Origin of the sequence: Methanoculleus sp. (genome assembly GCF_036677455.1) — an archaeon.
Classification (GTDB): Archaea; Halobacteriota; Methanomicrobia; order Methanomicrobiales; family Methanoculleaceae; genus Methanoculleus.
In genome coordinates this window covers 42743-68624 of the sequence record NZ_JAVBWL010000003.1, presented here as the reverse complement: position 1 = coordinate 68624, position 25882 = coordinate 42743, and the positions used below count along the sequence as shown (strand labels likewise).

Sequence of the window (25882 nt, the reverse complement as noted above, 5' to 3'; positions counted from 1 at the left end):
TCGTAGTGGTTCACCGCCTCCACGATCGCCCGGGCGGTCGCTTCGGGGTTTGCCGACTTGAAGATCCCCGACCCGACAAAGACGCCGTCGGCCCCGAGCTGCATCATCAGGGCCGCGTCGGCGGGGGTCGCGATACCGCCCGCGGAGAAGTTCACCACGGGCAGGCGGCCGCGCTCTGCACACTCGATGACGAGTGCGGCCGGCGCCTCGATATCGCGGGCCCGGTCGATGAGTTCCTGGCTGGAGAGGCCTTTCAGTGCCCGGATCCCGCCCATGATCGCCCGCATGTGGCGGACCGCCTCGACGACGTTCCCCGTCCCGGCCTCGCCCTTCGTCCGGATCATCGCCGCACCCTCGTCGATCCGGCGCAGGGCCTCCCCGAGGTTCCGGGCGCCGCAGACGAACGGGACCCCAAACCGGGCCTTATCGATATGGAACTGCTCGTCGGCCGGGGTCAGCACCTCGCTCTCGTCGACCATATCCACGCCGAGCGCCTCCAGGATCTGCGCCTCGACGAAGTGGCCGATCCGGGCCTTCCCCATCACCGGGATCGAGACCGCATCGATGATCTCGACGATCTTCTGCGGGTCGGCCATGCGGGCCACGCCCCCGGCCGCCCGGATATCGGCAGGGACTCTCTCAAGCGCCATGACAGCGACGGCGCCGGCCTCTTCGGCGAGCTCGGCCTGCTCTGCGTTGACTACGTCCATGATGACGCCGCCCTTCTGCATCGACGCAAAGCCGCGCTTGATCAGCTCGGTGCCAAATCTCAGTTCCTCGAGTTTCATTACTTCTATGTATAGCTCATGGAGACCAATAAAAATAGTGCGGCGATCTCGGCGAGGGCGAAGATGACCGTCGCCGCCCGGACCGCCCGGACGATATCAGCGCCCCCCTCCGCAAGCGTCCGTTCCGGGTCCCCGATGGTATAGACGCCGGGTTTCTCGAGCCGCACCCCGACGCCGCCGGCGATGACGGCTATCGGGATACCGCCGTTGAACCCGGGACGCTTCTTCCTGTCCCGGCGGAGCGCCGCGTACGCCGGGGTGAACCGGCCCTTCGCCGCAAAGTAGGCGAGGAGGAGAAGGCCGGTGATCCGCGCCGGGATGAAGTTTGCGAGATCGTCGAGACGTGCCGGGAAACACCCGATCCGGAGCCGCTCGTCGCGGTAGCCGAGCATCGCGTCCAGGGTGTTGATTGCCCGGAAGGCGGCGGCGCCGACGAGGCCGAAGAGTCCGAAGTAGAAGAGCGGCGATATGATGCTGTCCACCAGGTTCTCGGTCATTGACTCGTAGGCGGCCGAGAGGATGTGCTCGGACTCGAGGCGCGCCGTATCCCGGCTCACCATCATCCCGACCGCCGACCGGCCCGCATCGATGCCGCCGTCATCGAGCGCCAGGACCACGGCGGCGACATGCTCCTCGAGCGCCCGCCAGGCCAGGCAGGCCTTGAGGAGGAAGGGCGCGATGAGGAGGTAGAGGTACCAGGGAGCGGCAAACTGGATGAGCGCAAACGGGGCGGCAAAGAGTGCCACGCTCGCGAGGGTCCCCGCGACCCCGACCGATCGCTGGATGCGGGCCGGGTAGCGGGACGGGACCCCCCACCACCCGATGAACCGGCCGAGGACCGCCACCGGGTGGTACCGGGAGTGCGGGTCCCCGACCAGCCGGTCCACCAGCAGCGACGCAGCGACTACGACCGCTGCCGCAGCCATGTGAGGATGACCCCGAGGAGCAGCGCCGCAAATGCAGCGGCGTTCAGGAGATCAATCCGGTAGGCCAGCCAGAGCGCGTAGAGGATCAGGGCTGCGCCGACGGGGGCGAGGACCGTGGCGGGCGGCCTCGGTGTCGTCGCCGGGGCGGGCGCCGGCGGGGAGACCGCAACCGGTCCCGTCTCCGGTCCTGCCGGCTCCCGGACGACGACCCGGAACGTTGCCTTTCGGGCGCCGTAGCCGGCGATGACCTCGACGTCGAAGACCCCGGGGTAGGCGCTCTCCCGGATGGGGATAGGGAACTCCTCGATCTCACCCACGTAGAGGTTCTCGTGGAAGAAGCCGGTGTAGGGCGAGGAGTTCGCCGAAGCGAGGGTGATGTGGAGCGGCGAGCCGTGGTTGATGATCCGGAGGAGAACCTCGCTCCCCGGGGCTACCTCGACCTTCTCCGGGACCTCGATGGTGTTGATACCCCGGCGGTTGAGATGAATCTCCGACAAGCCGGGTCAGTCCTCACAGGCGGTCTGCGGGAGGAGGTTCGGGATGCCTTCGCTGATGGGGTAGTCGACCTGACATGCCGCGCACCGGAGGGTGCCCTCCAGCACCTCCTCACCGTTCTCTTCGGTCACCGAGAGGACGAGGTCGCCCTTGCAGACGGGGCAGCAGAGGATCTCCATCAGGCTCCTTCTCATAGCTCGCTCCGGCGATCGATGATCTGGGACATCTCGGGGCCGGTCGAGATCAGGGTGACGGGCCTGCCGATGTCCTTCTCGGCCTGAGCGATGAAGTCTTTTGCCTTCTGGCTCAGCCGGTCGTAGTCCGTTGCGCCGAAACAGGTCGGGTCGATCCGGTCGATCCCGGTGATCGCGGCCTGGGTGCACCCGTTGATCATCGCCGAGTAGCGGGCCATCTTCCCGTCCCAGGTACCGATGCGGCGCTGGCGATGGGTGACGGTCCCGAACTCCTCGATACCGAGGTCGTGCGACTGCGCCATCGTCATCTCGGTGGAGAAGGGACCCTCGCCGACCCGGGTCGGGTAGGCCTTGAAGACGACGATGACATCGTCGATCCGGGTCGGGCCGACACCGTTATCTGCGGCGATCTGCGAAGCGGAGGTATCCTTGCTGGTCACAAACGGATAGGTCCCGAAGTAGAGCGAGATCCCGAAACCCTGGGTCCCTTCGAGGAGGACCACCTCATCCCTGTCGAGAGCGCAGTTGACGTCCTCGGCAACATCGGTGATGAAGTCTGCCAGTTCCGGGACGTCTTTTGCCTGCCGGGACGTCCGGAGGACGCGGTCGGAGTTTGCCGGGCCGCATCCGGTTCCGGTACTCCCGATCTTCTTGCTGAGATGCTCGCTCGCCCTGTCCCGGGCGATATGCTCCTCTTCGATGACACCGCACCGCCCGTCGACAAAGGTCCTGTCCCGGACACCGAGCAGGTCGACCTCGCGCAGGAAGACCCGGGGATCGACGAGCACGCCGCTCCCGACCATGAGGGCCGCTTCCGGGTAGACGAACCCCGAGGGGACCATCCTGACACCGTACTCTTTCTCCCCGATACGGACCGTGTGCCCCGCATTCGGACCGACGCCGCCCCGGGAGATGATGGATGGTCTATCCTGGTGAGCGATGTGGGCCACGATCTTGCCTTTCCCCTCGTCACCAAAGAATCCGCCGACGATAATAGTACAACTCATTGTTCTATCATGTAGGATGGAGCGATACTTGATGATAAACGTTACAGATCCGAGGTTCAGGGAATGCAAGCAAGCCCCCGGGCTTTAGCCCGGGAGATTGTCAAAATGTGATACCGGGGGAGGGGTCGACCCGGTCGCCCACGCCTCCACCCCTCACGCGCCTCAAGGGCACCCGGGTATGCGCGGGTGTCGGGGGGGCCTCTCCGGCGTTGTGCAGCAAGACGCGCACATTTCAGGGGTTCCGGGAGCGGGAAGCCATCGTATATCAATCTTCGGTGCCGCGGATCATCTCCGGTTCGGTCACCGTCGGGATCTGAACCCCTTCATTTCCACTGGAAACTTCATCTCCTGTACATTCCCGGGCGGTACATCGAGGTTTTCTCCGGGTGCGACGTGCCGATCTGTAGCGGGATCTTCTCACCGGAGCGCGGATGCGAACCCACCGATCTACGCAGGATTCAGGGGACGAGATGCGTATTTCAGTACATGCGCGATGGGATCTCCGGGTGCCGGGGATCCCTGAATAAATCCACATCTCCAGTGGAAATAAAGGGGTTATCTGTCCGTCATTCTTCTGTCGGACAATGAACCGTTGCCTGCTCATGCAGAAGAGTGGGTTAAAAAAAGTTTTGATCTGTCCCGGCGGTGCCGGGGAAGATATTTCTTATTTTAACGAGTCCAGGAAGGTCCCGATCCGGGAGAGCGCTTCTTTGAGATCGTCCCGCGAGACCGCATAGGCGCACCGCAGGTGCCCTGCCCCGGACGGTCCGAGGACGCTCCCGGGGACGACCGCCACGTGCTGCTCATGGAGGAGGGACTCCGCAAACTCGGTATCGGTGAGACCGGTCCTCTCCACCGAAGGGAAGGCGTAGAACGCACCCTTCGGAAGGTGGCAGGTAAGGCCGAGTTTGTTCAAGCCGTCGACGAAGAGGTTCCGCCGGAGGCGGTACTCCCGGACCATGGCGTCCTTCTCGGCTTCCCCGGTCCGGAGCGCCTCATAGGCCGCGATCTGCCCCATGACCGGGGCGCAGAGCGCGACATACTGGTGGATCTTCAAGGCCGCCGCGGTGATCTCGGGCGGGGCGCAGAGGTAACCGATCCGCCACCCGGTCATGGCGAAGGCCTTCGAGAACCCGTTCAGGGTGATCGTCCGGTCACGGAGTTCGGGGATCCTCGCCGGCGAGAAGTGGTCGCCGTCGTAGGTGAGCTCGCCGTAGACCTCGTCGCTGATGAGGAGGAGGTCGTGGTCGACCAGGAGATCGGCGATCCCGCGCCAGTCCGCCTCCTGCATCACCCCGCCGGTGGGGTTGTTCGGGAAGTTGGCGATCAACGTCTTTGTCTTCGGGGTGATGGACTCCGCAAGCGCATCGGCCGTCAGCCGGAACTCGTCATCCGCCCGGCAGGGGACGGTGACCGGGATCCCGCCGGCGAGGGAGACGCAGGGCGTGTAGGAGACGTAGCAGGGCTCGGCGACCAGCACCTCGTCGCCCGGGTCCGTGACGGCCCGGATGGCGATATCGGCCGCTTCCGAGACGCCGCAGGTGACGATGATCTCCTCCTCGGGGTCGTAGCGGGTGTGAAACCGGGTATCGAGGTAGCGGCTGATGCCGCCCCGGAGCTGGGGCGTCCCCTTGTTCGAGGTGTAGGCGGTCGATCCCTGCTCGATGGAGTAGATGGACGCCTCGCAGACGCACCAGGGGGTCACGAAATCCGGTTCGCCGACACCCAGGGATATGACGTCCTCCATCGTCTGGGCGATATCAAAGAACTTCCGGATACCGGAAGGGGGTATCGCGCGGGCCCGTGCCGAGACGAAATCTCTCAACGCGCCTCACCTCAGAAGGAGTAGGGGAGACGCTCAACCTCTTCGCGTTCGGCGAAGGTGGTGCCGTTCTCCTTGTAGGTCTTCATGATGATATGCGTCGCAGTCTCCCGGATCCGGTCCATGGGGGCAATCTGCTCGGCGACGAACCGGGCGATCTCGTGCATGCTCGGCCCGGCGACCAGGAGCTGGAGGTCATACGCCCCGGTCATCAACCGGAGCGACCGGACCTGCGGGAACCGGGAGATCCGCTCCGCTATCCGGTCGTAGCCGAAGTCCCGCTCGGGCGAGACCTTCAGCTCGATCACCGCGGCGACGTTGCCGTCGCCGGCCCGCTCCCAGTCGACGACCGCCCCGTAACGGCGGACGACACCGGCCGTCTCCAGCCGGCCGATCCGGTCGCGTACATCCTGCTCGCTCATCTCGGCCAGCACCGCGAGTTCGTTCTCCGGGGTGCGGCAATTCTCCTCCAGGAGGTGGAGGAGGGTACGGTCCTTCTCGTCCATAGTTTCACCTGAACATTGCTTTTAAGCGATTGATGTCGAGGTTCTTGAGCCTCGCATCGTCGAGCCTCGGGTCGCGCGTGACGACCTCCTCGATCTTGCTGGTCGTTGCATCGAACCACATCTCCTTCGTCCGGCCGTAACGGCCCCGCGAGACGACCCGGGTGTTGATGACGCCGAGCATGTTGAGTTCGGAGATGAGGTCCGTGATCCGGCGGTGCGTCAGGACGTCGAGGTCGATGATCCGGGCGATCTCGCGGTAGACCACCGTGACCTCGCCGCTCGTGAAGATCCGTTTGCCCATCTGCTCCAGGATCAGCATCGCGTAGAGGACCGCCTTGCTCTGGGTCGGGAGGGTGGAGATACACTCCACCATGCTATCGGTCTCGATCTTCTCCTGGGCCATCCTGACGTGCTTCTCGGTCACGCCCGCGGCGTTCTCGCGGTCCGCAAGCTCGCCCGAGACCCGGAGGAGATCGAGCGCTCGCCGGGCATCGCCGTGCTCCTGTGCCGCAAGCGCCGCACAGAGCGGGATGACCGCCTCGGCGAGCGCCCCCTCGACAAACGCCATCTCGGCCCTCTGCTGGAGGATATCGCAGAGCTGCGGGGCGTTGTAGGGGGGGAAGACGATCTCCTCTTCAGAGAGCGAGGAGAGGACCCGGGGGTCCAGGAAGTCGGTGAACCGGAGGTCGTTTGAGATCCCGATGATACTGACCTTCGCGAACTTCAGGTCGGAGTTGATCCGGGTGAGGTTGTAGAGGGTGTCGTCGCCGCTCTTCTTCACGAGTTTGTCGATCTCGTCGAGGATGATGACCATCACCCCGCCGCTGCTCTCGAGCTGGTTCTTGAGCTCCATGTAGACCTGGTCGGTCGGCCACCCGGTCATGGGAATGACGCTCCGGGGGCTGTCGCTCGGGTGCTCGTCGGCGTCGTCGAGACCGTTTGCGATCTGGGCGAGGACCCGGTACTGGGTATCGATCACCTCACAGTTGAGGTGGACGATCCGGCACTTTGTCCCGGCGAGGACGCTCGCGTTCTCAAGCTCTGTTCCCACATACCGTGCCGAGGCCGTCTTCCCGGTCCCGGTCTTGCCGTAGATGAGGATGTTTGACGGAGTCTCGTTCGTGAGGGCGGGCGCAAGGATGGAAGCGAGCTCGTCGATCTGCGGTTTCCGGTGAGGAAGAATCTGGGGACGATAGCTGTGGCGCAGCACTTCCCTGTTCTTGAATATACGCCTATTGGTAAGGTATTTCTTGAAGAGTCCCATTGGATTGGTTTTATCGTCCGACATGATGTCACCGGAGGGGGTTGCCCGGACAGAAAATTTTCGTGTCGAGGACCCTTAAGCTGATCGTTCTTGTGACAGATAACCCCTTCGTTTCCAGTGGAACGGAGGAATTTCTGACTCCCGGGAGATTACAAGCGATCCAGTCGTTTAGAAGGCCGGGAGAACCGGGCAGGAAAGTGAATTGTCCGGGTGAACCGGGGTGAGGGGAGAGGGTGTCGGGAGGAGCCTACCAGGTGGATTTTGAGGGGAGGGAGGAGGGGATCACCCCCACCCCTTTGTTTCGAGTGGAACGTGATGATGATACGGTGGTATCAATCAATCAAAAGTGATGATGATAGTCATGTGTACCTCTGAATTTCAAGATATAAAGATTTATGGTTACAAGAGAAAAAAACGAGAAAACCAAAAAACAAGGAGAAACCAGGAGAAGGAAGGAGGAAACAAGAGAAACCTGAAGAAAAGTGAGGAGAGAGCGAAGCGAGGAGAGAGAAAAACCATGGAAGAAGTGAGGGTAACCATGGAAGAAAGAGGGAGTGACCGGGAGAAAAGTGAGGATAACCATGGAAGAAAGAGGGAGTGACCAGGAGAAAAGTGAGGGTGACCATGGAAGAAAGTGGGGGTGACCGGGAGAAAAGTGAGGATAACCGTGGAAGAAAGTGGGGGTGACCGGGAGAAAGGTGGGAGGGAGGAGGAAGAAAGTGAGATGACCAGAGAGAAAGTGAGGGCAAACACGGAAGGAAGAGACTGCAACGGTAGACCACAAGACCTGGGACCCTGAGCCAGCGCCCTGTCCAGGGGGTGAGATCATCGCCTTTTCGGAATGGGGTCCGTTTGAATCCGTTTCACCGGAACGCGGCTCATTGGGATGCTGTTCGTTAATCCTCGTTCTCCGGGGTGCTTTTTATCGGAACATGGTTCATCGTGAGGCAATTCATCGTTCCCCCGGGATATGCTCCAACGCTCTCCAGGGATCCAGTGTTGCTGATCCTGGCCGGGTTGCAGTCTCACCGCTCCCCTTTCCAGCTGATCCCCGGCGGGCTCCTGGATGATCCTCGCCGGGCTCCTGGAACGAAAAAATCCCGATATCAGCACGGATCACCTTCAGTCGCTTCCACCAGGCCTGGTTTGATCAACAGACCTCACCATCCTCCCCCCTCCCCGACCCTCTCCTGCCCCTTCAAAGTTCCAGTCGAAACAAAGGGGTCGGGGATCGAATCCGCAACGCGAGGATACAAAGAAGTCAAATGCGCGGTACAGGGGTACTGGAAGATTCTATGGAGAGCAACCATCTTAAGCCTGTCATGGTGACCGGTGCCGTCATCACCGTCTCTTCAAGCCGGAAACCTGAGAACGACACCAGCGGAAAGACGCTCATCGACCTCCTCTCAGCTGCCGGCATCGAGGTGACCCACTACGCGATCGTCCCCGACGACCTCGAGCAGATCCGGTCCGAGGTCCATACCGCCCTTTCGCGCGCAACCTGCGTCATCGTCACCGGGGGTACCGGGCTCACCCCCGACGACGTGACCATCGAGGCCGTCGCGCCGCTGCTCGAAAAGACGATCGACGGGTTCGGGGAACTCTTCCGCCTCAAGAGTTACGAGGAGATCGGGACCTCTGCGATCCTCTCACGGGCGATCGCCGGCATCGTCGCTGGCCGGGTGGTCTTCTGCATCCCGGGCTCCACAAAGGCCGTCACGCTCGCCGCGCAAGAGATCATCATCCCTGAGATCCGGCACATCCTCACCCACGCCTCGCCGCGCTAGCGGTAGACGTCGAGGAGCGCCACCCGCTCGAGGACCAGGTCGCGGAACCGCGCCTCCCCGACAACCGCGACCTCTTCGGGGGTGATCGCGAAGAGGTCCGAAAGACGCGCCCGCTTTGCGGGATCAATCCCGTCCCAATCTCCGTCGACGAACGTTACGAGACCGGCAAGCCGGTCCCGGACACCCGGAGCCGGGGGGCAGACGGCGATGTAGGAACGGTTCTCTCCCGGGTGGATCCCGAAGGACGCGGCCACCTGGCACTGCCGGGTCCCCGCGGCGTAGAGGAGCGCCTCCATCTCGATCGAGTTCGCGATCGCCTCGCCGCCGGCCCATGACCGCCGGGCGTGCCGGAGCGCCGCCTCAACATGGGTGCGCCCGGCGAGCCGGTCAGCGTCGAAGAGGATGATGTGGGTCCCGCACGCGTCGGCGATCCCGCGAATCGCGTTCAGAAACCTGACATTCTCGTCGACCGTGAAGACCGCCTGGTAGATATCGCACGCTACCTCCGTCATCGTTCTACCCCTCCTGCTCCTGCCATATCTCCTCCCATCATATACCGTTCACCCGAACCGGGAGAGGGTCGACTGCTCCTCGCTCGCCTCCCCGATCTCCTCCCGTCTTCCCTCGAGCTGCTCGAATATCTGTGCGGCGATCCCCTGCCCGAGGATCGCCCCGACCTTCGCCGGCCCGGCCGCCCGGAGCGCCTCGATCGACCCGAGGTTGTTGTTGAAGAGCCGGCGCGCCCGGACGCGCCCGATTCCGCGGAGCCTGATGAGGGGCAGGAGCTCCTTCTTGATACCGTGCTTGGTCCGGAGCTCCATCTCCTCGATCGGACCGGTGAGGTGGGGCGCGAAGAGACCGGCAAGGTGCCGGGACGCGTGGACCAGCCAGGCGACGCTCTCGATCATACCATAGACGTCCCCCGGACCGACGTTGTAGCGCTCGCAGATCACGTCCTCCCCGAGCTCATCGGCCCAGTCGGTGAGGAGGAGCGCGGTCTTGAGACTCCGGTCGAACCCTTCGCCGGCGTCCCAGGGGATCTCCATCCAGAGGTCGTCCCGGTGGTCGGCGAGGAACCGGTCCAGGAGGTACATGTCGTCTCTTCGCACGTAGAGCGTCGGCATATCCGGCGTCGAGCAGAGGAGGTGGAGGAGCCCGATATCGGTGTACTCCTTTTGGCCGATCATCGCCTTCACGATCACCTCGGCGCTCCGGGGGTCGATGTAGAGCCGGGAGACGAGCGAACCGTACTCGGTGGCCTCGAGCCACTCTCCCACCTCGGTGATCATCTCGGCCTCCCGCAAGAACTCAAGCACCCGGTGGACCGCCCGCGAGAGCGCGCGCGGGCTCTCGCCCTGGTGGGCGTAGAACGTCCCGTCCATGAACGCGAGCACCTCGTCACGTTCGCGGGTGAAGCCGGTGGCGATCAGGGAGAGGATGTGGGTGCAGAGGACCGCTTCATCCGCGCACCGGCTCTGGACATCTTCGGCGGCCGCCTCGATGTAACAGTCGAAGAGCTCCTCGACCATCTCCTCGGACTTTGCGAGCAGGACCGCCTCGCCGTAGGGGTCCAGGTGCGGCCGCCCGGCCCGTCCGGCCATCTGCCGGTACTCCCGGACCGGTATCGGGACCATCCCCCCCTCCGCGGCGTTGAACCGGAGGTAGTCGCGGACGATCACCCGCCGGGCCGGGAGGTTCAGGCCCGCCGCGAGGGTCGGGGTCGAGGAGATCACCTTGATATGCCCCTCCCGGAACCCTTGCTCGATGATCTGCCGCTCCTCCCGCGCGAGCCCTGCGTGGTGGAACGCCGCTCCCTGTGCCACGCAGGCGGCGAGCGTCTTGCCCATGCCGGTCGCGGCGTTCGACCGGATCTTGTCGGCGTAGCCGGCGAGGACGGGGTTTTGGAGTTTCAGGCCTGAGGCCGCGCGTTTTGCGAACGCCTCCGCGTTCTTCCGGGAGCTGACGAAGACCAGGCACTGCCCCCCCTCCGCGACCGTGTCGAGGACGAGGTCCAGATCCTCGTACTTGCTCCGGCGTTCCACCACCCGGTCGCGGTCGGCAAACCGGATGCCGTCCTGGAAGAAGACTCCCTCCCGGAGGTCGACCGGCCGCCAGTCGCTCTCGACGAGTTCGGCGTCCAGCCACCCGGCGAGGTCGGCGGGGTTCCCGATGGTCGCCGAGAGGGCGATGATCTGGAGATCCGGGGTCTTGTGCCGGAGTTTTGCAATCACCATCTCGAGCGTCGCTCCTCTCGAGGGGTCGTCGATCAGGTGAACCTCGTCGAGGACGAGCAGGGTGATATCGGCAAGCCATGGTGTCCTGTTCCGCAGGAGCGAGTCCACCTTCTCGCTCGTTGCGACGATGATATCGTTTCTTCCCAGGTAATCGTCTCTTCGATCGAAGTCGCCGGTGGCGATACCGACGCGGAGCCCCTTCCCCGAGAACTCCTCGAACTTCTCGCTCGCGAGCGCCCGCAAAGGGACGATGTAGAGGCACTTGCCGCCCCTCGCCACCTGGTGGTGCATCCCCATCTCGGCGACCAGGGTCTTGCCGCTCGCGGTCGGGATGGCGATCAGAAGGTTCTTCCCGGAAAAAAGCCCCGCTTCGACGCAGGCCGCCTGCGGCGGGTAGAGTTTCGTGATCCCGGACCGGGCGTAGCCGGCCGCGAGATCCTGCGGGATCGGCAGGCCGGCTATCTCCATGTATACCCCTTCATTTCCACTGCAAACTGTATATCATCCTGTACTGTCATCGTCGTGGACAGGGGGCCGGTCTGCCCCCGCCGGATCATGAGTAGTACTCCAGCATCGCCTGCTTGGCTTCCTTCTTCTTCCGGTCGAGGAACCCGTAGACGTTCTCGTGGGGCACACCCTGGACCAGCATCTCCACTGCCTTCCTCGCGGTCTCGACCTGGTCCGGGAGGCCGATGATCGCGACGGTCTTCCCGTGGACCGAGATCTCCGTGTTGGTCAGGTCCTCGATCTGAGCGCGGGAGGTCCCTGCCTTCCCGATGATCCGGCCCCGGAGCCGTTCGAGCTGCCGGGTCGTATCCGTGAGGTCGGCGAGGTTGATGATATCGAGCATCATGTCCTCGTCATCGAGAAGCCGGAACGCACGTTCCGGTGAGAACCCACGGCTGATTGCCTGCACCACGCTCTGTGCCGTGATGACGGCGATAGGGTCCTCTCCCTCGATCGTCACCAGCCCCTCCTCGCTGTCGATCAGGAGGGATATCCCGGTCTTCTCTTCGATCTCGCGTTTTGTGGACCCGCTCTTGCCGATGAGTACACCGATCCTCGCTGCTGAAACTTTCATCTCCTGTGTGGTCATGATTCCTTCTCCCGGTCTTCAGGGCTCCCGGCGTCCGGTGCCGACGATCGCCCTGAGGATCTCTTCCTCATCCGGCACATCAGTGTGGCGGGCGAAATATCGATTCAGGTTCTTGATGTCCCGGACCAGGAACGCGGATGCCCGCGGGTGATCCAGGGTGACCGCCTGCCCCATATCGATCAGGTATGGTTTCTCGTGGTAGAGGATATTGTATTCGGAGAGATCGGCATGGACCAGGCGGGCCTCCCGGTAGAGCCGTTCAACGTAGTCGAGGACCTGCCGGTAGACCGCCCCGTAGTCCTCGACCTCGGCGTTCCGGAGCTGCGGGTAGGGCACCTCGTCCTGCCCGAGGAACGTCATCAGGAGAATGTTCCGGTCGAACGCGAGGGGTTCGGGGACCGGGATCCCCGCCTCGTGCGCCCGGGCAAGGTTGCTGTACTCCTTCTTCGTCCAGGCGAAGATGAGGCCCTTGCGCGTTCCCCGGACGCTTGAGAACCGGCGGTCTCCTGCGAGGTACTCGTTCATCGCCTTGAAGTTCGCGGTCTGGATGCGGTAGATCTTGATCGCGATCCCCTGTCCGTCGCGCTCGCCATAGAAGACGTTCGCCTCTTTCCCGGTGCTGATCGGCCCGCCGATGGCCGAGATCAGTTTCTTGTGGACGAGCCTGTAGAGGGCTATGAGGGTGACCTCGTCAAAGACGTCGTCTCGTACCTTCACGGTATCGGCGTCCTTGAGCCTGACGCCCATCGCCTCGATCTCGCGATCGAACTGCTTGTACTCTTCTTCGCGGCCCACGGCCGGATCACCTGCTGCAGACGTAGTCGTGTACGGGGGCGAGGATATCGACGAGGTGGGCAGCGGCGGCCGTCTTCAGGTCCAGGGGATGAATTTCGCCTGCGGCATAGGCACGCTCGAGGTCCTCATACGCGGCAAACTCCCGGTCCCCGCCGAACTTCGCGGGCCGGCGGATGGTAACCATTCCGGTCCGGGGGAAGACATGGTAACGCAGGATCTGGAGCACCGGGTTGTTCTCGACCTCCGGCGGGCAGAACGCCTTCTTCATCTTCTGCCGGATATCTTCCTCGGAGTCGGCGACCGATATGACGTTTCCGGCCGACGACGACATCTTCTTCCCGTCGAGGCCGTTGATGATCGGCGTGTGGATACAGACCGGCGCCGGGTACCCGATCGACGGGAGGTGTTCCCGCGCGAGCATGTGAATCTTTCGCTGGTCGATCCCGCCGACGGCGGCGTCCACCTTGAGGGTCGCGATGTCGACCATCTGCATGATGGGATAGACCATCTGCGAGACCGTCGGGTTGTCCATCTGCCGCCCGACCTCGTCCATGCTCCGCTTCGCCCGGTTGAGGGTGATCGCCTGGGAGAGCGTCAGGACCTCGAGTTCGTACTCCGGCGTGAGCTGCACGTCCGAACCGAGGACGTATTTTGCGCCGCGAAGGCCGAGCCCCTCGAAACAGCGGCGGTTGTACTCGGCGATCTCCCGGATCTCCTCCATCGTGCCTTTCCTGTTCAGGAACGCATGGAGGTCGGCGATGAGCACGGTCACCTCAAACCCTGCCTGTGCGAGGTCCATCAGCTTGTTCACCGTCACCATGTGGCCGAGGTGGATCTCCCCGCTCGGTTCATAGCCGGTGTAGACCCGCTTGACCGGGCGGTCGATGAGCGCGCGCAGTTCCTCGTCGGTGACGACCTCTACGGTGTTCCGGGTCACCAGTTCGTACGGATCCATTGAAAAGAGTGGGTTTGCCGGGGAGTTAATCCTTCTTCCTCCCCGGTCCGGCCGTTCACCCGATCGCGACGAAGTTGAGCGCTTTGTTGGTCATCCGGATGGATTCTTCCGGATCCTTCACCGTTCCCATCAGGGCGCGGATGCAGTCGATGTTCTCGGGGACGACGTCGGCCTCCTGGTGGATGGCCTGGAAGCAGTAGAACTCCTTCCCGTTCAGGACCGAGACCGAGTCCTCGAAGACGCCGTTCTCCCAGAGGTCGGTCCTCGGCCGGCCGAGGTCCTGGGTGTACTCCCGGAGCTCGGCGTTGCTCTTGATCCCGGTGGCCTTGCGGACGATCCCGATGCGGCTGTGGCCTTCAAAGACCTTCAGCACCGCGTCGCGGGTGGTCTCCTTCTTCAAGTCCATCTGGATGCTGTGCATGTGCATGAACGTCGTCGGGACGATCATCGCGAGCGTGACGATGTTGATCTGGGGGAGGACGGTGTTGACGTCGGGGCCGTGGTGGCTCGGGATGGTCGCCGGGTTGAGGACGATCGCGTCCACCGGCCCCCTCTTCACGTCGCTCGGGTCCGCTCCGCGCCGGACCATCACCGCCCGGACCCGCTCGACGCCGAAGGCCTGGTCCAGAGCGTGGATGAGCCGGACAAGGCCGGTGGAGTTGCACGAGACGACCCGGGCGAACTGGTGCCCTTCGGCCTCCTTGTAGTTCGCGTGAGCGTTGAAGGAGAACCCGGCGACCTCGTGCCCCTCGCCGCCCTGCCAGATTGCCTTTTTGCCAAGTTTCTCATAGAGCGGTTTGTTCTTTTCCCCGACGCCGCCGGGGGTGGCGTCCACAACGATATCGGCGACCTTGATCATCGCTTCGACGTCTCCGGCGACCTCGATCCCGGCCTTCTCGAACGCCGGCCTCTTTGAAAGGTCCGCGATGTAGAGGGGGTACCCGCGCTTCTTTGCCACGTACGCCTCGGCGGAGACGCTCGTCTTAGAGACCCCGATGACTTCCATATCGGGCTGTGCGGCGACCGCATCGGCGACTCGCTTGCCGATGGTGCCGTACCCGTTGATCGCGACTTTGATCATGTATGATGGAATACAGAACAAAAATTAATAAAGGTTGCTGAATTGCCCATACGGCTCCTATTATGCAATTTTATGCCAAACGGGTTCCTGCGATGCTCTATAATGTCTATTAACCCCCATAATGCCGCGAACCTGGATCTCAATATATAACCGGGGTCGGATTTTGTATGACAGAAGTGCGGATCTTCACCGGGGTCTCCCGCCCCCTCCTGCAGGCCCGAGGGCGACGAGTGGCAGGGCTTATATCGGGCTGAGGCCATGAGCATATTCATGGAAAGACAGCCAGTCCTCGCAACCGGCCGCCTCCTCCTGCGGCCGTTCGACCTTGCGGACGCCCCTGCGGTTCAACGGCTCTGCGGAGATTATGCTGTTGCCTCGGCAACCCTCCTCCCCTACCCCTACCCGGACGGCCTCGCCGAGGTCTGGATCGCCTCCCTCCGCGAGGGCAGTGAGCGCGGCGACGCCGCGGCCTTCGCCGTCACGCTTGCGGGGGAAGGCAGCCTCATCGGCGGCGTCCGCCTCCGGATCGATCTGGAGCACGCCCGCGGCGAGCTCGGGTTCTGGGTCGCACCGTCCTGCTGGGGCCGGGGTTACGCCACCGAGGCGGTCCGTGCGGTGATCGGGTACGGGTTCTGTGTCCTCGGGCTGCACCGGATCCACGCCGTGCACTTCTCGCGCAACCCGGCATCAGGCCGGGTGATGGAGAAGTGCGGGATGCTGTATGAAGGCCGTTCCCGGGGGCACTTCCGGAAATGGGGTGTCTACGAGGATGTCGACCTCTGGGGGGTCCTCCGCGACGAGTGGCGAGAGCGGTCCCCGGTCCCGGCGATCCGGGCGAATTGAACCGCCTGATTCAACCCTTCAACCCCTGCCGTACGGGGAATTTATCACTCCCCCGGCCGACAATGTAATGGGGAGTGTGGATGGGGTTTTCCCCCCACGCCATTCTTCTATCTCCGGCCGACGGCATCGGCCCGTTCCTTATACCTCCTCTACCGGGCAGCCTCTCTCTCCGATGTCAGGGTTTTATCTTCGGATAAAGACGGCGTAGCCCCGGTGCCCCCCCTCGTGGGCGGTCGGAAGGACGAGGACGTCACTTCCCCGGTGCTCCAACAGCCGGGCGTAAGAACCCGCGGCGTGCTGGGTCTCGTAGAGCCGTTCGGCGTAGTACTCCGCCCCGTCGATGACCCGCCGCTGCCGTATCTTGATCCACCCTGCCTCCGAGCGTCGTTCCATACATTATGGTTGCAATGGGCGGGCAAAAGAGTTGCCGCGCATCAACCCTGCTTCTTCCGGTCGGCCCAGTAGGCCTCCGCCTCTTCCTCCATCTCCTCGAGCCGGTCGTAGTAGTCCGGGAACTCGTTCAAGTGCGCAAGCGCAATCTTTGCCGTCACCAGGAGGTCGTCGTCGGTGACGTTCGTCTTCGGGTCATGGAGGCCGTGTTCGAGTTCCACGACCATGCCGCGCCGGAACTGCTCGACGTCGAACTCGTTCCAGGCGATGCCGAGGTGCTCGCCCATCGCCTTTGCTTCATCGGCGGTTATGTCTCTTCGTGCCATCTTGATTCCTCACCAGGGGATGGTTGTCTCTTGAGGTGATGAGCCTGACGGAGCTGTGATGCTGACGTGCCGAAACCTCTTTCCTCCCCCGGGAGGCATTTTATTGCAGGAATCATGACGGAATCGGTTGGGCTCCCGGTGCGGGGGGAGAAGAACCCGGTGTTTGCGGCTGGACTCTCCCTCCTCTTCCCGGGCCTGGGGCAGGTCAGCAACGGGGAGACGGTGAAGGGTCTCCTGGTGCTCGTGCTGGTCTTCGCGGGGCTTCTCGTGATGCTCATCCCCGGCGTGGTTGTCTGGCTCTACGGGATCTACGACGCCTGGGCCACGGCACGGCGGATGAACGCGAGGGCCGTCCCGTTCCGGGAGACGCGCCTGTTGACGGTCGCCCTCTTCATGGTCGTCTGGACGGTGGGGGTGCTCGTCTTCCTCGCGCTCGCGGCACTCGCGGCGTTTGCGGCCCTTACTGTGGCGGTGTAGATCTGCCGATCGATCGCTCTCCGTCGCGGCCCCCATCACCCACAACTCTTATCCCACATCACTTCTTCTACCCCTGTCCATGCAACGCCAGGCTGTCGAATCCACCAATATCAAGTCCGTCGGTTACGACCCGGAAGATGAGATCCTGGAGGTCGAGTTCCACAGCGGCGGCGTCTACCACTACGTCGGGGTGCCGCCTGCAGTCTACGAAGGAATGCTTGCAGCCCGGTCGAAGGGCCGGTACTTCGGGGACTTCATCCGGCTGCGCTACCCCTACGAGAAGGTCAGGTGATCGGCAGGCGGTGCCCGCCGCAACGGCTATCACCTTCGCCCGCCACACCCACCCGTATGTCTCAGCAGTCAGCCGGCATCACGTCCATCGGCTACGACCCGACGACGAAGGCGCTCCTCGTCGTCTGCGAGAGCGGGAACGTCTACCGCTACGCCGGGGTTAAAAAAGAGGTCTATGACAACCTCCTTGCGGCCGCATCGAGGAAGCAGTTCGTCCGCGAGTTCGTCGAGGGCAGGTATCCCCGGGAGAAGTATCCCTGCCTGGCGGTGGGGGAAGACATCTGATCCGGGATCATCCGTCGCCGGTCCGGGCGTAGGTTTATGCCCGCGGGGTTCGCGGGGCAGAGCGTGAAGACCCCGGGTCAACAGGTGCGGGGATGACACGACACAACCCAGCGGGTTGTGCCTGACAGGAAGATGCGGAGCATCTTCCGTGAAGCGGCGCCCCTTCGTCTGTTCACTTTCGCTCCGCGCGGCTCTTCTTGATGGCAGAGGACAGCATATCCTTCCTGAGAGAGCCGCAGGAGCGTTTTCCGATGTACATCGCCACAAAAGTCAAGATCCGGGTGACTCTTGCTCAGGCCGCTGTGCTCTGGCATCTCTCCGAGAAGTGCCGGTTACTCTACAACTTTGCGCTTGCAGAACGGAACCAGAATTATCTGGAGAACAAAGACCGGCCCGATAAGCAGCATATCGGGTATGTCCAGCAGGCCAACGCTCTTCCGGAACTGAAAAAGAAGTATCCCGAGTACAAATGGGTCTACTCTAAGGTTCTGCAGACCACGCTCAAATCGCTGGACGACAACTTCACGTCGTTCCTCGCCCTGCGACAGCACGGGGATGAGGATGCCAACCCTCCGGGGTTCAAGGGCAAGGATCACTTCTGCACGCTCCGCTACAACCAGAGTGGGTTCAAGATCACCGACGGCAAGATCCGGTTCTCGCACTTCTACAACGACATACCGCTGGCGTTTGATCTTTCCTCCGGGCAGACATTTGTCAACGTCAAGCAGGTGGATCTCTTCTACGACGACCTGAAGCGAGCGTATTACGTCTCCCTCATCCACGAGGTGCAGCCAGAGCAGGAGTACCGGGACAACGGCCTTTACCAGGCGTTTGATCTTGGGGTCACGAAACATGTTGGGGTCAACAGTGCAGGAAAGTTCCTTGAAGTCGGGAATGCCCGACCTGATAAGTACTGGAACCCGAAGATCGATGCCGTACAATCACGGCGGGATCACTGCAAGAAAAAGAGCCGGAAGTGGAAGAGGCTCAATTGTGCCAAGCGCACGATGGAGCGGAAGCGGAGCAACCAGCTCAAAGACTTTCAGCACAAGGTGAGCAGGAAACTCGTTCGAAACACCCGGGCAAACACGATTCTGGTCGGTGACCTCTCCGTCAAGCAGATGCCAAAGTCAAAGCAGGCCACGCCCGGACTCAATCGTTCTACCCAGAACTCTGGACACCTTTCACGGTTCATCGGATTTTTAACCTACAAGGCAACCCTTATAGGTAAGAGCGTAATAAAAATCGATGAACGGGATACGACAAAGACCTGCTGCGTATGCGGAGCGGTTCACGATATGCCGCTCTGGAAACGAGTTATGGACTGTGAATGTGGGAACTGTATTGATCGAGATCAAAACAGTGCGGTCAACATCATGGTACGGTTCCTATCACAACATGCCCTGTGGACGGGCTATCGGCAGTTCGCCGGTAATCTGCGACAGACAGGTCCGAGGATCCCAGAGACCCCCGGATACTCGCAGGAAGCCCCACCCTTGAGGGTGGGGTAGTTCATGCCCGCGCTCTGCGTAGTTCGAGGAGAAGAAGAAAGGTGTGACCCTGATGACGACCGTGATTGCCGTCGACCTCGGCGGGACCAACCTCCGTGCTGCCCTGGTGGGCTCCGACGCGACGATACTGGCGCATACCGCCCTCCCGACCCCGACAACGGGGCTCTCCGGTGCGGTGATCACCGCCGCGATCATCGCCCGGGTGGAGGCCCTCCTCGCGTCTCCGGAGGGGCGGGAGGTCACGGCGATCGGCGTCGCTTCGGCCGGCCCCCTGGACCTCGGCCGCGGATGGGTCACGAACTCGCCGAACATCGCCTTCCCGGTCGTGGAGATCACCGGCCCGATCGGGGATCGGTTCGGCCTCCCGGTCACCCTGATCAACGACGCCCGGGCCGGCGTCCTCGGCGAGCGGTGGGCGGGAGCCGCCCGTGGTTCCGACAACGTCGTCTACATCACGCTCTCCACCGGGATCGGCGGCGGCGCGGTGGTGAACGGCCGCCTGCTCCTCGGTATGGACGGGAACGCCGGTGAGATCGGGCACATCCCTGTCGATACCCACTACAACCTCGTCTGCGGGTGCGGCTTTTCCGGCCACTGGGAGGCCTACGCCTCGGCAAAGAACATCCCTCAGTTCTTCGCGGCGTGGCGGAAGGCGGCAAACATCCGGAGGGTGGTCTTTGACGCCGGTTCCACCCGGGCGATCTTCGAGGCGGCCCGGGCGGAGGACCCGGTCGCCCTCGCCTTCATGGAGGTGCTCGGGGAGGTGAACGCCCGGGGGGTGTCGAGCGTCGTCGTCGCCTACAACCCGGAGGTCATCGTCCTCGACGGACCGCTTGCCCGCTACTACGGGGATATCGTGATCCGGTATATGGAGCCCCGTATCGACCGCTACCTCCCCCTCCCCCGGATCGTCGTCTCCAGCCTCGCGGGCAGCTCGCCCCTCCTCGGGGCTGCGGCGTATGCGCTTGATAAGGTGGCGGGAGGGCGCGGGATATGATCGAGATCTACCAGAACCTGTATGTCGGGACGCAGGAGGACTACGAGGTCGCGGTGGAGACTCACGAGACCTGGTGCGTGGTGCACGCCTGCCGGAGCCCCTACCACTGCCTGGCCGTCACCTACTCGCCCCTCGGCACAGTGCCGCCGGACCACCCCGAACACCTGGTCGCCCGGCGAGGGAACCGGCTGATGCTCAACCTGGTCGAGTCGAGTGACCCTGCCGAGGTTCCGAAGGAGGCGATCGACGCCGCTCTCGCCTTCATCCACCGGTGCCTCGGGGAGGGGCGGCAGGTGCTGGTCCACTGCGGCTTCGGGGTCTCCCGGTCGGCCTCGATCGGGCTCCTCTACCTTGCGGCCTACACCGACGTCCTGCCGACGGAGAGCCTCGCCGGGGCCGAAGCGGTCTACCGGCGGATATACCCGCCGTACCGGCCCGGCCGCGGAATGCGGGGGTTCATGGAGGCGCACTGGGACGAGTACACGAGGGAGCGGGTGGCGGCGGAGGGGGCGGCCCCGTGAGGGGGGGATGACCGCGGAACCGCTCGGCGCCGCGAAGCTCGAGGTCCGCCGGTCCCGGTTCTATGCCCACCACTGCGCCGCTCTCCGGTGCGGCTCTGTTGAGGAGTTCAAGAACGACGGCGAGGTCGGCCGGCCCGGGAGGGTCCTCCTTGACCTGTTCCGGAAGCATGCCCTCGAGAGTCACATGCTGGTCGTCTCAAGGGTCTTTGGCGGGGTCCTCCTCGGCCCCGGCAACGTCGGTCGGGCGTTCCGTGACGCCGGTGAGGCCGCGCTCCATGAGGCAGGGATCACCCGGTGACGGGCAGTGTAACGTTCTCCCTGCCGACTCACGCGAAGCCTCTCCTATCCAGATATTCCGGCAATCGTCAGTACCCCGGCATCTCCCACGCCTGCCACCTCGTCCGTCCGCGGGCGAGGAGGAACGCCGCCGGCACGAGGAGGAGGAGGCTCCCGAAGGCGTAGTACGGGTCAAGGATCGAGATGAAGATCAGGAGGAGAAGTACCGGGCTCGTCGCGAGGACGTAGCGGAGGAAGACCCAGGCGTGATAGAGCATGACATTCGGGTAGAGCCCGGTGAGGTAGACCGTCACCGCGAGGGTGTAGGCCGAGACCGAGAGGAACGCGGCGAGGGCCGGGAAGAGCGCTCCCGCCCCGCCGGAGGTCGCCGCCGCAAGCACGAGGACGGCAACCGGGAGAAGGTTTAGAAGGGCGTAACTCTTCAGTTTTCCGTCGATCACCTTCGAGACCTCCACCGGCAGGGCGGCGTAGACCGAGAAGGAGTCGAACTCGGTCAGCCAGTTGTAGATGGTCGCCGAGAGCACCCCGATCAGGACCGCAAAGACGACGAGGGGGTCGATCCCCGGGATGAACCGGACCAGGATCCGGAGGCAGACCCAGACGAGACCGAGCGGGAGGAGGAACGAGAAGACCACCTTCCCGGCCCCGCCCTCGCTCCGCAGCAGGTCAAGGGCGTCTTTCGCGATGAAGTGCGCGCTCCCGAGCGGCCGGAGCCTCTCCGCGAGGGGATCGAACCTGTTTTCAAACCGTTTCGTCCGGTCCGGGTAGTCGACGGTGACGAGGAGGACCGATGCGGCGGCCGGGACCAGGATGAGGATGAGCGAGAGGACGAACGGGACCGGCGACGGGTCGAGGAGGAAGGCATACGCGGGGAAGACGGGTGCCGCCCCGAGGTGGAGCGCGAAAAGCCCTGCGACCACGAGGATCACGACCGTTCCGGCGAGGAGGCGGACGGAGCGCGCGTAGAGGGTCGAGAGAAGGCATACGATGGCGAGCCCCATGAGGAAGGCGAGCGCAAGGGAGACGAACGCGAGGAGTCCCAGGCCCGGGTCGAGGGAGATGAACGGCGTCGCCGCCGTGAACCCCGCCGCGAAGGGAAGGACGTAGAGCAGGATGTAGTAGACGGTATCCTTCACGAGGAACGTTGCAAATATCCGCCGCTCCGAGACCGGGAGGCTCCGGGAGGCGTAGGCGACGAGGCTTGCCTGCCCGAACCGGCGGTTCATGAACTCCCGGCCCATCGTCCCGAACGACCCCACCATCACCCCGGCAAGCAGGAAGAGGAGGAGTGCAAGGAGGGCCATCGTGGTGTACGGGAGCGTATCCGAGAAGATCGGGAGGGTGAGCGAGCCCGCGAAGGCGAAGACCGCGACCACCACCGGGAAGAGCGCAAACCCGACGCTCCCGAAGATCGTCGAGTGGATCCGCCACTCCTCCTTCATCATCGCGAGGAAGAGGTCAGGCACCGGCATCGCCCCGCACCAGGTCGAGGAAGGAGCGCTCGAGGTGCCGGCCGGCCCCGGCGAGTTCTTCGGTTCGGCCGCAGTAGAGTAGCCTGCCGTTGTGGAGGACCCCAACCCGGTCGCAGATCTCCTCGGCGATATCGAGGATGTGGGTGGAGAGGCAGATGGTCCCGCCGCCCTGGACGTAGCCCTGGAGGAAGTCCTTGACCGTCCGTTGCACGATGGGGTCCAGGTTGATCAGCGGCTCGTCGATGAGGGCGAGCCGGGGCTCGTGGAGGAACGCCTGCGCAAACATCAGTTTCTGCCGGGTGCCCCGCGAGAGGTCCTTGCAGAGGACGTCCCGCTTCTCCTGAAACTCCAGCAGGTCAAACCAGCGGTCGCACCGCTCCTCGATACGGTCGAGGCTTCGGATGCGGGCGACGAAGCAGAGGTACTCCTCGGCGGTGAGGAAACTCGGCGGCGTCTCCTGCTCCGGGATGATCCCGACGAGCCCCCGGACCCCGATGGGGTCATTCGCCGGATCGAGCCCCATCACCCTGGCCGACCCGGAGGTCGGCGGGACCTGCCCGGTCAGCATCCGTATCATCGTCGTCTTGCCCGATCCGTTCGGCCCGAGGAGGCCGAAGAGTTCCCCTTCCGCGACAGAAAAGGATACCCTGTTCACCGCGGTGACGCTGCCATATTCCTTGGTGAGGCCGTCGGCCTCGATCATCTGCCGCATTCGAATCCACGCTCCTCCGGGTTTCTGGTCAAGGAAGATCGGCAGCAGGTGCGTATAATACCTCTCCTTTCTCTTTGGCCGGCGTGCGAGGGGTCCCGCCGAAATATCGTTTCAAATCCCCGCCGTTCCCCCGACGGGAGCCCATGCGCCGGAGAGGTCTCCGGGCGGATGGCATAAACAGGTATAAAAAATTCGGGGCCTTCAACCGGAACTCATGGACGAGCAGGAACGGTATGCCCGTGCAAGGAGGCGGGTTGAGGAGATCCGGGGGTTCTAGGAACACCTTACTGTCTACATTGCCGTCAACCTCCTCCTCTTCGGGATCAACATGTTCTTCAGCCCCAACTCGCTCTGGTTCTATTGGGTGACGTTTTTCTGGGGGATAGCCGTGGTACTCCATGGCATTTCCGTCTACGTTGAGGGCCGGATCTTCGGCAGGGCGTGGGAGGAGAGGAAGATCCGGGAGATCATGGAGCGCGAGGAACGGCGCTAAGTCCGACCTCCCGACAGAAGCACTTATCTGGTTCGACAGGTAATGCCCGCCACGATGAAGACGGAGATACCCTATGACCGGTTCGCCCACGTCCCGGAGCGGATCTTCGGGCTGGTCGACCTCGCGTACAACCTCTGGTGGAGCTGGCACTCCACCGCAAGCGTGCTCTTCAAACAGCTGAACCGGGCGGAGTGGAAGATGAGCCGCCACAACCCCGTCAGGATGCTCCTTGACACCCCGCCGCGGTACTTCGAGCGTGCGGCAAATAACCCGGAGTACCTCCGCCGCTACGACATCCTCATGCACCGGTTCCAGCAGTACATGGAACCGAGGACGAGCTGGTTTGCTCAGCACTACCCCGGGCGGGAACCGTTGACGATCGCCTACCTCTCAAGCGAGTTCGGGCTGCACCAATCCCTCCCGTTCTACGCGGGGGGGCTCGGGATCCTCGCGGGCGACCACGTCAAGGCGGCGAGCGACCTCGGCGTCCCGATGGTCGCCGTCGGGTTCATGTACGCCGAAGGCTACCTCCACCAGCACATGGAGGGGAACGGGTGGCAGAAGAACGTCGCGGAGATCCTGGACCGCGACGCCGCCCCGGTCCTCCGGGTGCTTGACGACGACGGAAAGCAGCTTGTGGTGCAGGTTCCCCTGATCGAGCCCGCCCTCTACGTTGCGGTCTGGAAGGTGCAGGTGGGCCGTGTCCCGCTCTACCTCCTCGATACTCACATCGACGAGAACCTCCCCGAGAACCGGAGCATCTCCCACCGCCTTTACTTGAAGGAGATCGAGTGCCGGCTCCGGCAGGAGGTGGTGCTCGGCATCGGCGGACGGAAGGTCCTCCACACCCTCGGCGTGGACTACTCGGCGATGCACTTAAACGAGGGCCATTCCGCGTTTGCCCTCCTGGAACGGCTCCGTGAGCGGCTCGCGGCCGGGATGCCGCCCGAAGAGGCGTGCGAACAGGTCCGGGGCACCTCGGTCTTCACCACCCACACCCCCGTTCCCGCCGCCCACGATGTCTTCCCCGAGGACCTGATGGCGAAGTACTTCCGCGGTTACTGCCCGTCGCTCGATATGACCTGGGACGAGTTCATGGCGCTCGGTGCGGACCCGCATTACCCGGGCTCCGGGTTCAACATGACCGCCTTCGCGCTCCGGATGAGCCGCCACCATAACGGCGTTTCACAGAAACACGGCGAGGTCGCCCGGGAGATGTGGCAGCCCCTCTGGCCCGACCTCCCTGTCGAGAAGGTGCCGATCGACGCCGTCACGAACGGCGTCCACATGCCGACCTGGCTGAACCACCGGATCGAGTCGCTCTTCGACCTGTATATGGATCCGGTATACCCGAACTGGCGGGAGGAGTACGATAACCCGGTCGTCTGGGAGATGGTCGACGAGATCCCGGACGATGAACTCTGGCGTGAGCACCAGTGGCTGAAGATGAAACTCTTCTCCCGGATCCGGGAACGCAAACGCCTCAAATGGGCGGGACACCGGGAAGAGCCCGCAAACCTTGCCGCCGAGGGACTGATGCTCGATACGTCGGCGCTGACGATCGGGTTCGCCCGCCGGTTCGCCGGGTACAAGCGGGCGGACCTCATCTTTGAGGACCTGGACCGGCTCGACCGGATCGTGAACAACCGCTGGAGGCCGGTGCAGTTCATCTTTTCCGGAAAAGCTCACCCGGCCGACGAACGGGGCAAGCGCCTTCTCCAGGAGATCTACCAGTATTCCCAGGACCCCCGGTTCGGGGGCCGGATCTCGTTTGTCGAGGACTATGATGGGCAGCTTGCGCGTTACATGGTCCACGGCGTGGACGTCTGGATGAACACCCCTGTCCCGCTCATGGAGGCGAGCGGCACGAGCGGTATGAAAGCGGGAATGAACGGGGTGCTGAACCTCTCGGTTCTGGACGGCTGGTGGGTCGAGGGCTACAACGGCAGGAACGGCTGGGGCATCGAGGGCCGCACCCCCTACGCGGAGGAGAACCGGGCAGACGCAAACACGCTCTACGACCTGATCGAGAACGAGATCGCGCCGCTCTATTACTCGCGGACGATGAACGACGTCCCTCCGAAGTGGGTCCGGATGATGAAGGAGTCGATGAAAAGCATCGCCCCGCAGTACTGTGCCGTCCGGATGCTCAAGGAGTACGTCACCCGGTACTACCCCTCGGTCTGCGTCTACGCGACCGCTCCGAGGAAGCAGGTGGCAGGCACCGAGGAGGTCTGCCTTCCCCGTTGACCGGTTCCGGCAGGTTCATGGGGAGACGGGGGCTACATAACGGGGTGTATGCCGTCCCGTCCGACAG

General features: G+C 63.4%; 31 protein-coding genes. 12 read left to right on the top strand and 19 right to left on the bottom strand.

Translation table 11 applies throughout. The annotated features are described in order from the left end of the window. The 8 genes from pdxS to V6K60_RS00835 all read right to left on the bottom strand — a co-directional run. Positions 1 to 788: pyridoxal 5'-phosphate synthase lyase subunit PdxS (gene pdxS / locus V6K60_RS00870; protein WP_332448619.1), on the bottom strand; the 788-nt coding region annotated here is incomplete at its 3' end. A 5-nt stretch (positions 789 to 793) separates the two neighbouring features. Next, the gene (gene cbiB, locus V6K60_RS00865; protein WP_332448618.1) at positions 794 to 1714 is read right to left on the bottom strand and encodes an adenosylcobinamide-phosphate synthase CbiB; all 921 of its coding nucleotides are present in this window, start codon (positions 1712 to 1714) and stop codon (positions 794 to 796) included. After that, a complete protein-coding gene (locus V6K60_RS00860; RefSeq protein ID WP_332448617.1) occupies positions 1693 to 2211 on the bottom strand; it encodes a DUF7524 family protein in 519 nt (172 codons plus the stop codon). Before V6K60_RS00860 ends, cbiB begins: the two co-directional genes overlap by 22 nt. Before the next feature lie 6 nt (positions 2212 to 2217). Further along, complete coding sequence (locus tag V6K60_RS00855) at positions 2218 to 2403, bottom strand: methytransferase partner Trm112 (RefSeq protein ID WP_332448616.1); 186 nt, start codon at positions 2401 to 2403, stop codon at positions 2218 to 2220. Further along, positions 2400 to 3410, bottom strand: coding sequence for an adenylosuccinate synthetase (locus V6K60_RS00850; protein ID WP_332448615.1), 1011 nt, complete (start codon positions 3408 to 3410; stop codon positions 2400 to 2402). Before V6K60_RS00850 ends, V6K60_RS00855 begins: the two co-directional genes overlap by 4 nt. A 664-nt stretch (positions 3411 to 4074) precedes the next feature. Further along, a complete protein-coding gene (locus tag V6K60_RS00845; RefSeq protein WP_332448614.1) occupies positions 4075 to 5235 on the bottom strand; it encodes an aminotransferase class I/II-fold pyridoxal phosphate-dependent enzyme in 1161 nt (386 codons plus the stop codon). A gap of 11 nt (positions 5236 to 5246) precedes the next feature. After that, positions 5247 to 5738: an Lrp/AsnC family transcriptional regulator gene (locus tag V6K60_RS00840; protein ID WP_332448613.1), complete on the bottom strand. Its 492-nt coding sequence runs from the start codon at positions 5736 to 5738 to the stop codon at positions 5247 to 5249. 4 nt (positions 5739 to 5742) lie between these two features. After that, on the bottom strand, positions 5743 to 7026 hold the full coding sequence (locus V6K60_RS00835) for an ORC1-type DNA replication protein (protein ID WP_332448612.1): 1284 nt from the start codon (positions 7024 to 7026) through the stop codon (positions 5743 to 5745). Positions 7027 to 7351: 325 nt separating this feature from the next. Here V6K60_RS00835 and V6K60_RS00830 point away from each other — a divergent pair, with 325 nt between their 5' ends. Together V6K60_RS00830 and V6K60_RS00825 are read left to right on the top strand one after the other, a co-directional pair. Then, positions 7352 to 7603, top strand: coding sequence for a hypothetical protein (locus V6K60_RS00830; RefSeq protein ID WP_332448611.1), 252 nt, complete (start codon positions 7352 to 7354; stop codon positions 7601 to 7603). 694 nt (positions 7604 to 8297) lie between these two features. After that, positions 8298 to 8789, top strand: coding sequence for a MogA/MoaB family molybdenum cofactor biosynthesis protein (locus V6K60_RS00825; RefSeq protein WP_332448610.1), 492 nt, complete (start codon positions 8298 to 8300; stop codon positions 8787 to 8789). Here the strand turns inward: V6K60_RS00825 and cgi121 are convergent. The 6 genes from cgi121 to V6K60_RS00795 form a co-directional block, all read right to left on the bottom strand. Then, the gene (gene cgi121, locus V6K60_RS00820; RefSeq protein WP_332448609.1) at positions 8786 to 9301 is read right to left on the bottom strand and encodes a KEOPS complex subunit Cgi121; all 516 of its coding nucleotides are present in this window, start codon (positions 9299 to 9301) and stop codon (positions 8786 to 8788) included. The genes V6K60_RS00825 and cgi121 overlap by 4 nt on opposite strands. A gap of 48 nt (positions 9302 to 9349) precedes the next feature. After that, positions 9350 to 11491 (bottom strand): ATP-dependent DNA helicase, encoded by a 2142-nt coding sequence (locus tag V6K60_RS00815; RefSeq protein WP_332448608.1) that lies wholly within the window; start codon positions 11489 to 11491, stop codon positions 9350 to 9352. An 85-nt stretch (positions 11492 to 11576) separates the two neighbouring features. Next, entirely contained in the window at positions 11577 to 12119 is a 543-nt protein-coding gene (locus tag V6K60_RS00810; protein WP_332448607.1) for a KH domain-containing protein, read from the bottom strand. Positions 12120 to 12137: 18 nt separating this feature from the next. Further along, positions 12138 to 12914, bottom strand: coding sequence for a serine protein kinase RIO (locus tag V6K60_RS00805; RefSeq protein WP_332448606.1), 777 nt, complete (start codon positions 12912 to 12914; stop codon positions 12138 to 12140). Positions 12915 to 12921: 7 nt separating this feature from the next. Next, the gene (locus tag V6K60_RS00800; RefSeq protein WP_332448605.1) at positions 12922 to 13869 is read right to left on the bottom strand and encodes a tyrosine--tRNA ligase; all 948 of its coding nucleotides are present in this window, start codon (positions 13867 to 13869) and stop codon (positions 12922 to 12924) included. 55 nt (positions 13870 to 13924) lie between these two features. Beyond that, entirely contained in the window at positions 13925 to 14950 is a 1026-nt protein-coding gene (locus V6K60_RS00795; protein ID WP_332448604.1) for a type II glyceraldehyde-3-phosphate dehydrogenase, read from the bottom strand. Between the two features lie 270 nt (positions 14951 to 15220). Here V6K60_RS00795 and V6K60_RS00790 point away from each other — a divergent pair, with 270 nt between their 5' ends. Beyond that, on the top strand, positions 15221 to 15793 hold the full coding sequence (locus tag V6K60_RS00790) for a GNAT family N-acetyltransferase (protein WP_332448603.1): 573 nt from the start codon (positions 15221 to 15223) through the stop codon (positions 15791 to 15793). Between the two features lie 183 nt (positions 15794 to 15976). Here V6K60_RS00790 and V6K60_RS00785 read toward each other — a convergent pair whose 3' ends face one another. Together V6K60_RS00785 and V6K60_RS00780 are read right to left on the bottom strand one after the other, a co-directional pair. Then, the gene (locus V6K60_RS00785; protein ID WP_332448602.1) at positions 15977 to 16186 is read right to left on the bottom strand and encodes a hypothetical protein; all 210 of its coding nucleotides are present in this window, start codon (positions 16184 to 16186) and stop codon (positions 15977 to 15979) included. Between the two features lie 41 nt (positions 16187 to 16227). Continuing rightward, the gene (locus V6K60_RS00780) at positions 16228 to 16509 is read right to left on the bottom strand and encodes a DUF5661 family protein (protein ID WP_332448601.1); all 282 of its coding nucleotides are present in this window, start codon (positions 16507 to 16509) and stop codon (positions 16228 to 16230) included. Between the two features lie 114 nt (positions 16510 to 16623). Here V6K60_RS00780 and V6K60_RS00775 point away from each other — a divergent pair, with 114 nt between their 5' ends. The 7 genes from V6K60_RS00775 (at position 16624) to V6K60_RS00745 (ending at position 20889) form a co-directional block, all read left to right on the top strand. Further along, entirely contained in the window at positions 16624 to 16986 is a 363-nt protein-coding gene (locus V6K60_RS00775; protein ID WP_332448600.1) for a hypothetical protein, read from the top strand. 79 nt (positions 16987 to 17065) lie between these two features. Beyond that, entirely contained in the window at positions 17066 to 17278 is a 213-nt protein-coding gene (locus tag V6K60_RS00770) for a KTSC domain-containing protein (RefSeq protein ID WP_332448599.1), read from the top strand. A gap of 56 nt (positions 17279 to 17334) precedes the next feature. Beyond that, a complete protein-coding gene (locus tag V6K60_RS00765; RefSeq protein WP_332448598.1) occupies positions 17335 to 17562 on the top strand; it encodes a KTSC domain-containing protein in 228 nt (75 codons plus the stop codon). Positions 17563 to 17813: 251 nt separating this feature from the next. Beyond that, entirely contained in the window at positions 17814 to 19073 is a 1260-nt protein-coding gene (locus V6K60_RS00760; RefSeq protein WP_332448597.1) for an RNA-guided endonuclease InsQ/TnpB family protein, read from the top strand. A 52-nt stretch (positions 19074 to 19125) separates the two neighbouring features. Beyond that, positions 19126 to 20070, top strand: coding sequence for an ROK family protein (locus tag V6K60_RS00755; protein WP_332448596.1), 945 nt, complete (start codon positions 19126 to 19128; stop codon positions 20068 to 20070). Next, the gene (locus V6K60_RS00750) at positions 20067 to 20591 is read left to right on the top strand and encodes a dual specificity protein phosphatase family protein (protein WP_332448595.1); all 525 of its coding nucleotides are present in this window, start codon (positions 20067 to 20069) and stop codon (positions 20589 to 20591) included. The genes V6K60_RS00755 and V6K60_RS00750 overlap by 4 nt, the downstream gene beginning before the upstream one ends. A 7-nt stretch (positions 20592 to 20598) precedes the next feature. Beyond that, positions 20599 to 20889: a YigZ family protein gene (locus V6K60_RS00745; protein ID WP_332448594.1), complete on the top strand. Its 291-nt coding sequence runs from the start codon at positions 20599 to 20601 to the stop codon at positions 20887 to 20889. Positions 20890 to 20956: 67 nt separating this feature from the next. Here V6K60_RS00745 and V6K60_RS00740 read toward each other — a convergent pair whose 3' ends face one another. Genes V6K60_RS00740 through V6K60_RS00730 form a run of 3 tightly spaced genes read right to left on the bottom strand, consistent with a single transcriptional unit; the run spans position 20957 to position 23472 of the window. Further along, positions 20957 to 22360 carry a hypothetical protein gene (locus V6K60_RS00740; RefSeq protein WP_332448593.1) on the bottom strand — a complete coding sequence of 468 codons (1404 nt, stop codon included), beginning with the start codon at positions 22358 to 22360 and terminating at the stop codon, positions 20957 to 20959. After that, the gene (locus V6K60_RS00735) at positions 22347 to 23072 is read right to left on the bottom strand and encodes an ABC transporter ATP-binding protein (RefSeq protein ID WP_332448592.1); all 726 of its coding nucleotides are present in this window, start codon (positions 23070 to 23072) and stop codon (positions 22347 to 22349) included. Before V6K60_RS00735 ends, V6K60_RS00740 begins: the two co-directional genes overlap by 14 nt. A gap of 28 nt (positions 23073 to 23100) precedes the next feature. Next, positions 23101 to 23472 carry a hypothetical protein gene (locus tag V6K60_RS00730; protein WP_332448624.1) on the bottom strand — a complete coding sequence of 124 codons (372 nt, stop codon included), beginning with the start codon at positions 23470 to 23472 and terminating at the stop codon, positions 23101 to 23103. On the opposite strand from V6K60_RS00730, the gene V6K60_RS00725 reads away from it, so the two are divergent. Both V6K60_RS00725 and glgP read left to right on the top strand, forming a co-directional pair. Further along, complete coding sequence (locus V6K60_RS00725) at positions 23401 to 23565, top strand: 2TM domain-containing protein (protein ID WP_332448591.1); 165 nt, start codon at positions 23401 to 23403, stop codon at positions 23563 to 23565. The genes V6K60_RS00730 and V6K60_RS00725 overlap by 72 nt on opposite strands. A 54-nt stretch (positions 23566 to 23619) precedes the next feature. Next, positions 23620 to 25815, top strand: coding sequence for an alpha-glucan family phosphorylase (gene glgP / locus V6K60_RS00720; RefSeq protein WP_332448590.1), 2196 nt, complete (start codon positions 23620 to 23622; stop codon positions 25813 to 25815). The last annotated feature ends 67 nt before the right edge of the window (positions 25816 to 25882 follow it).

Bases quoted from the DNA above. Each gene is read 5' to 3' on its own strand.
- V6K60_RS00725 (WP_332448591.1), top strand. From the start codon at position 23,401: ATGTTCTTCAGCCCCAACTCGCTCTGGTTCTATTGGGTGACGTTTTTC.
- cgi121 (WP_332448609.1), bottom strand. From the start codon at position 9,301: ATGACGGAGGTAGCGTGCGATATCTACCAGGCGGTCTTCACGGTCGAC.
- V6K60_RS00770 (WP_332448599.1), top strand. From the start codon at position 17,066: ATGCAACGCCAGGCTGTCGAATCCACCAATATCAAGTCCGTCGGTTAC.
- V6K60_RS00825 (WP_332448610.1), top strand. From the start codon at position 8,298: ATGGAGAGCAACCATCTTAAGCCTGTCATGGTGACCGGTGCCGTCATC.
- V6K60_RS00800 (WP_332448605.1), bottom strand. From the start codon at position 13,869: ATGGATCCGTACGAACTGGTGACCCGGAACACCGTAGAGGTCGTCACC.
- V6K60_RS00855 (WP_332448616.1), bottom strand. From the start codon at position 2,403: ATGAGAAGGAGCCTGATGGAGATCCTCTGCTGCCCCGTCTGCAAGGGC.
- V6K60_RS00790 (WP_332448603.1), top strand. From the start codon at position 15,221: ATGGAAAGACAGCCAGTCCTCGCAACCGGCCGCCTCCTCCTGCGGCCG.
- V6K60_RS00840 (WP_332448613.1), bottom strand. From the start codon at position 5,738: ATGGACGAGAAGGACCGTACCCTCCTCCACCTCCTGGAGGAGAATTGC.
- V6K60_RS00760 (WP_332448597.1), top strand. From the start codon at position 17,814: ATGTACATCGCCACAAAAGTCAAGATCCGGGTGACTCTTGCTCAGGCC.
- V6K60_RS00755 (WP_332448596.1), top strand. From the start codon at position 19,126: ATGACGACCGTGATTGCCGTCGACCTCGGCGGGACCAACCTCCGTGCT.
- V6K60_RS00835 (WP_332448612.1), bottom strand. From the start codon at position 7,026: ATGTCGGACGATAAAACCAATCCAATGGGACTCTTCAAGAAATACCTT.
- V6K60_RS00775 (WP_332448600.1), top strand. From the start codon at position 16,624: ATGACGGAATCGGTTGGGCTCCCGGTGCGGGGGGAGAAGAACCCGGTG.
- V6K60_RS00795 (WP_332448604.1), bottom strand. From the start codon at position 14,950: ATGATCAAAGTCGCGATCAACGGGTACGGCACCATCGGCAAGCGAGTC.
- V6K60_RS00740 (WP_332448593.1), bottom strand. From the start codon at position 22,360: ATGCCGGTGCCTGACCTCTTCCTCGCGATGATGAAGGAGGAGTGGCGG.
- V6K60_RS00765 (WP_332448598.1), top strand. From the start codon at position 17,335: ATGTCTCAGCAGTCAGCCGGCATCACGTCCATCGGCTACGACCCGACG.
- V6K60_RS00780 (WP_332448601.1), bottom strand. From the start codon at position 16,509: ATGGCACGAAGAGACATAACCGCCGATGAAGCAAAGGCGATGGGCGAG.
- V6K60_RS00750 (WP_332448595.1), top strand. From the start codon at position 20,067: ATGATCGAGATCTACCAGAACCTGTATGTCGGGACGCAGGAGGACTAC.
- V6K60_RS00830 (WP_332448611.1), top strand. From the start codon at position 7,352: ATGATGATAGTCATGTGTACCTCTGAATTTCAAGATATAAAGATTTAT.
- V6K60_RS00735 (WP_332448592.1), bottom strand. From the start codon at position 23,072: ATGCGGCAGATGATCGAGGCCGACGGCCTCACCAAGGAATATGGCAGC.
- V6K60_RS00810 (WP_332448607.1), bottom strand. From the start codon at position 12,119: ATGACCACACAGGAGATGAAAGTTTCAGCAGCGAGGATCGGTGTACTC.
- V6K60_RS00785 (WP_332448602.1), bottom strand. From the start codon at position 16,186: ATGGAACGACGCTCGGAGGCAGGGTGGATCAAGATACGGCAGCGGCGG.
- V6K60_RS00850 (WP_332448615.1), bottom strand. From the start codon at position 3,410: ATGAGTTGTACTATTATCGTCGGCGGATTCTTTGGTGACGAGGGGAAA.
- cbiB (WP_332448618.1), bottom strand. From the start codon at position 1,714: ATGGCTGCGGCAGCGGTCGTAGTCGCTGCGTCGCTGCTGGTGGACCGG.
- V6K60_RS00815 (WP_332448608.1), bottom strand. From the start codon at position 11,491: ATGGAGATAGCCGGCCTGCCGATCCCGCAGGATCTCGCGGCCGGCTAC.
- V6K60_RS00730 (WP_332448624.1), bottom strand. From the start codon at position 23,472: ATGGAGTACCACGGCTATCCCCCAGAAAAACGTCACCCAATAGAACCA.
- glgP (WP_332448590.1), top strand. From the start codon at position 23,620: ATGAAGACGGAGATACCCTATGACCGGTTCGCCCACGTCCCGGAGCGG.
- V6K60_RS00745 (WP_332448594.1), top strand. From the start codon at position 20,599: ATGACCGCGGAACCGCTCGGCGCCGCGAAGCTCGAGGTCCGCCGGTCC.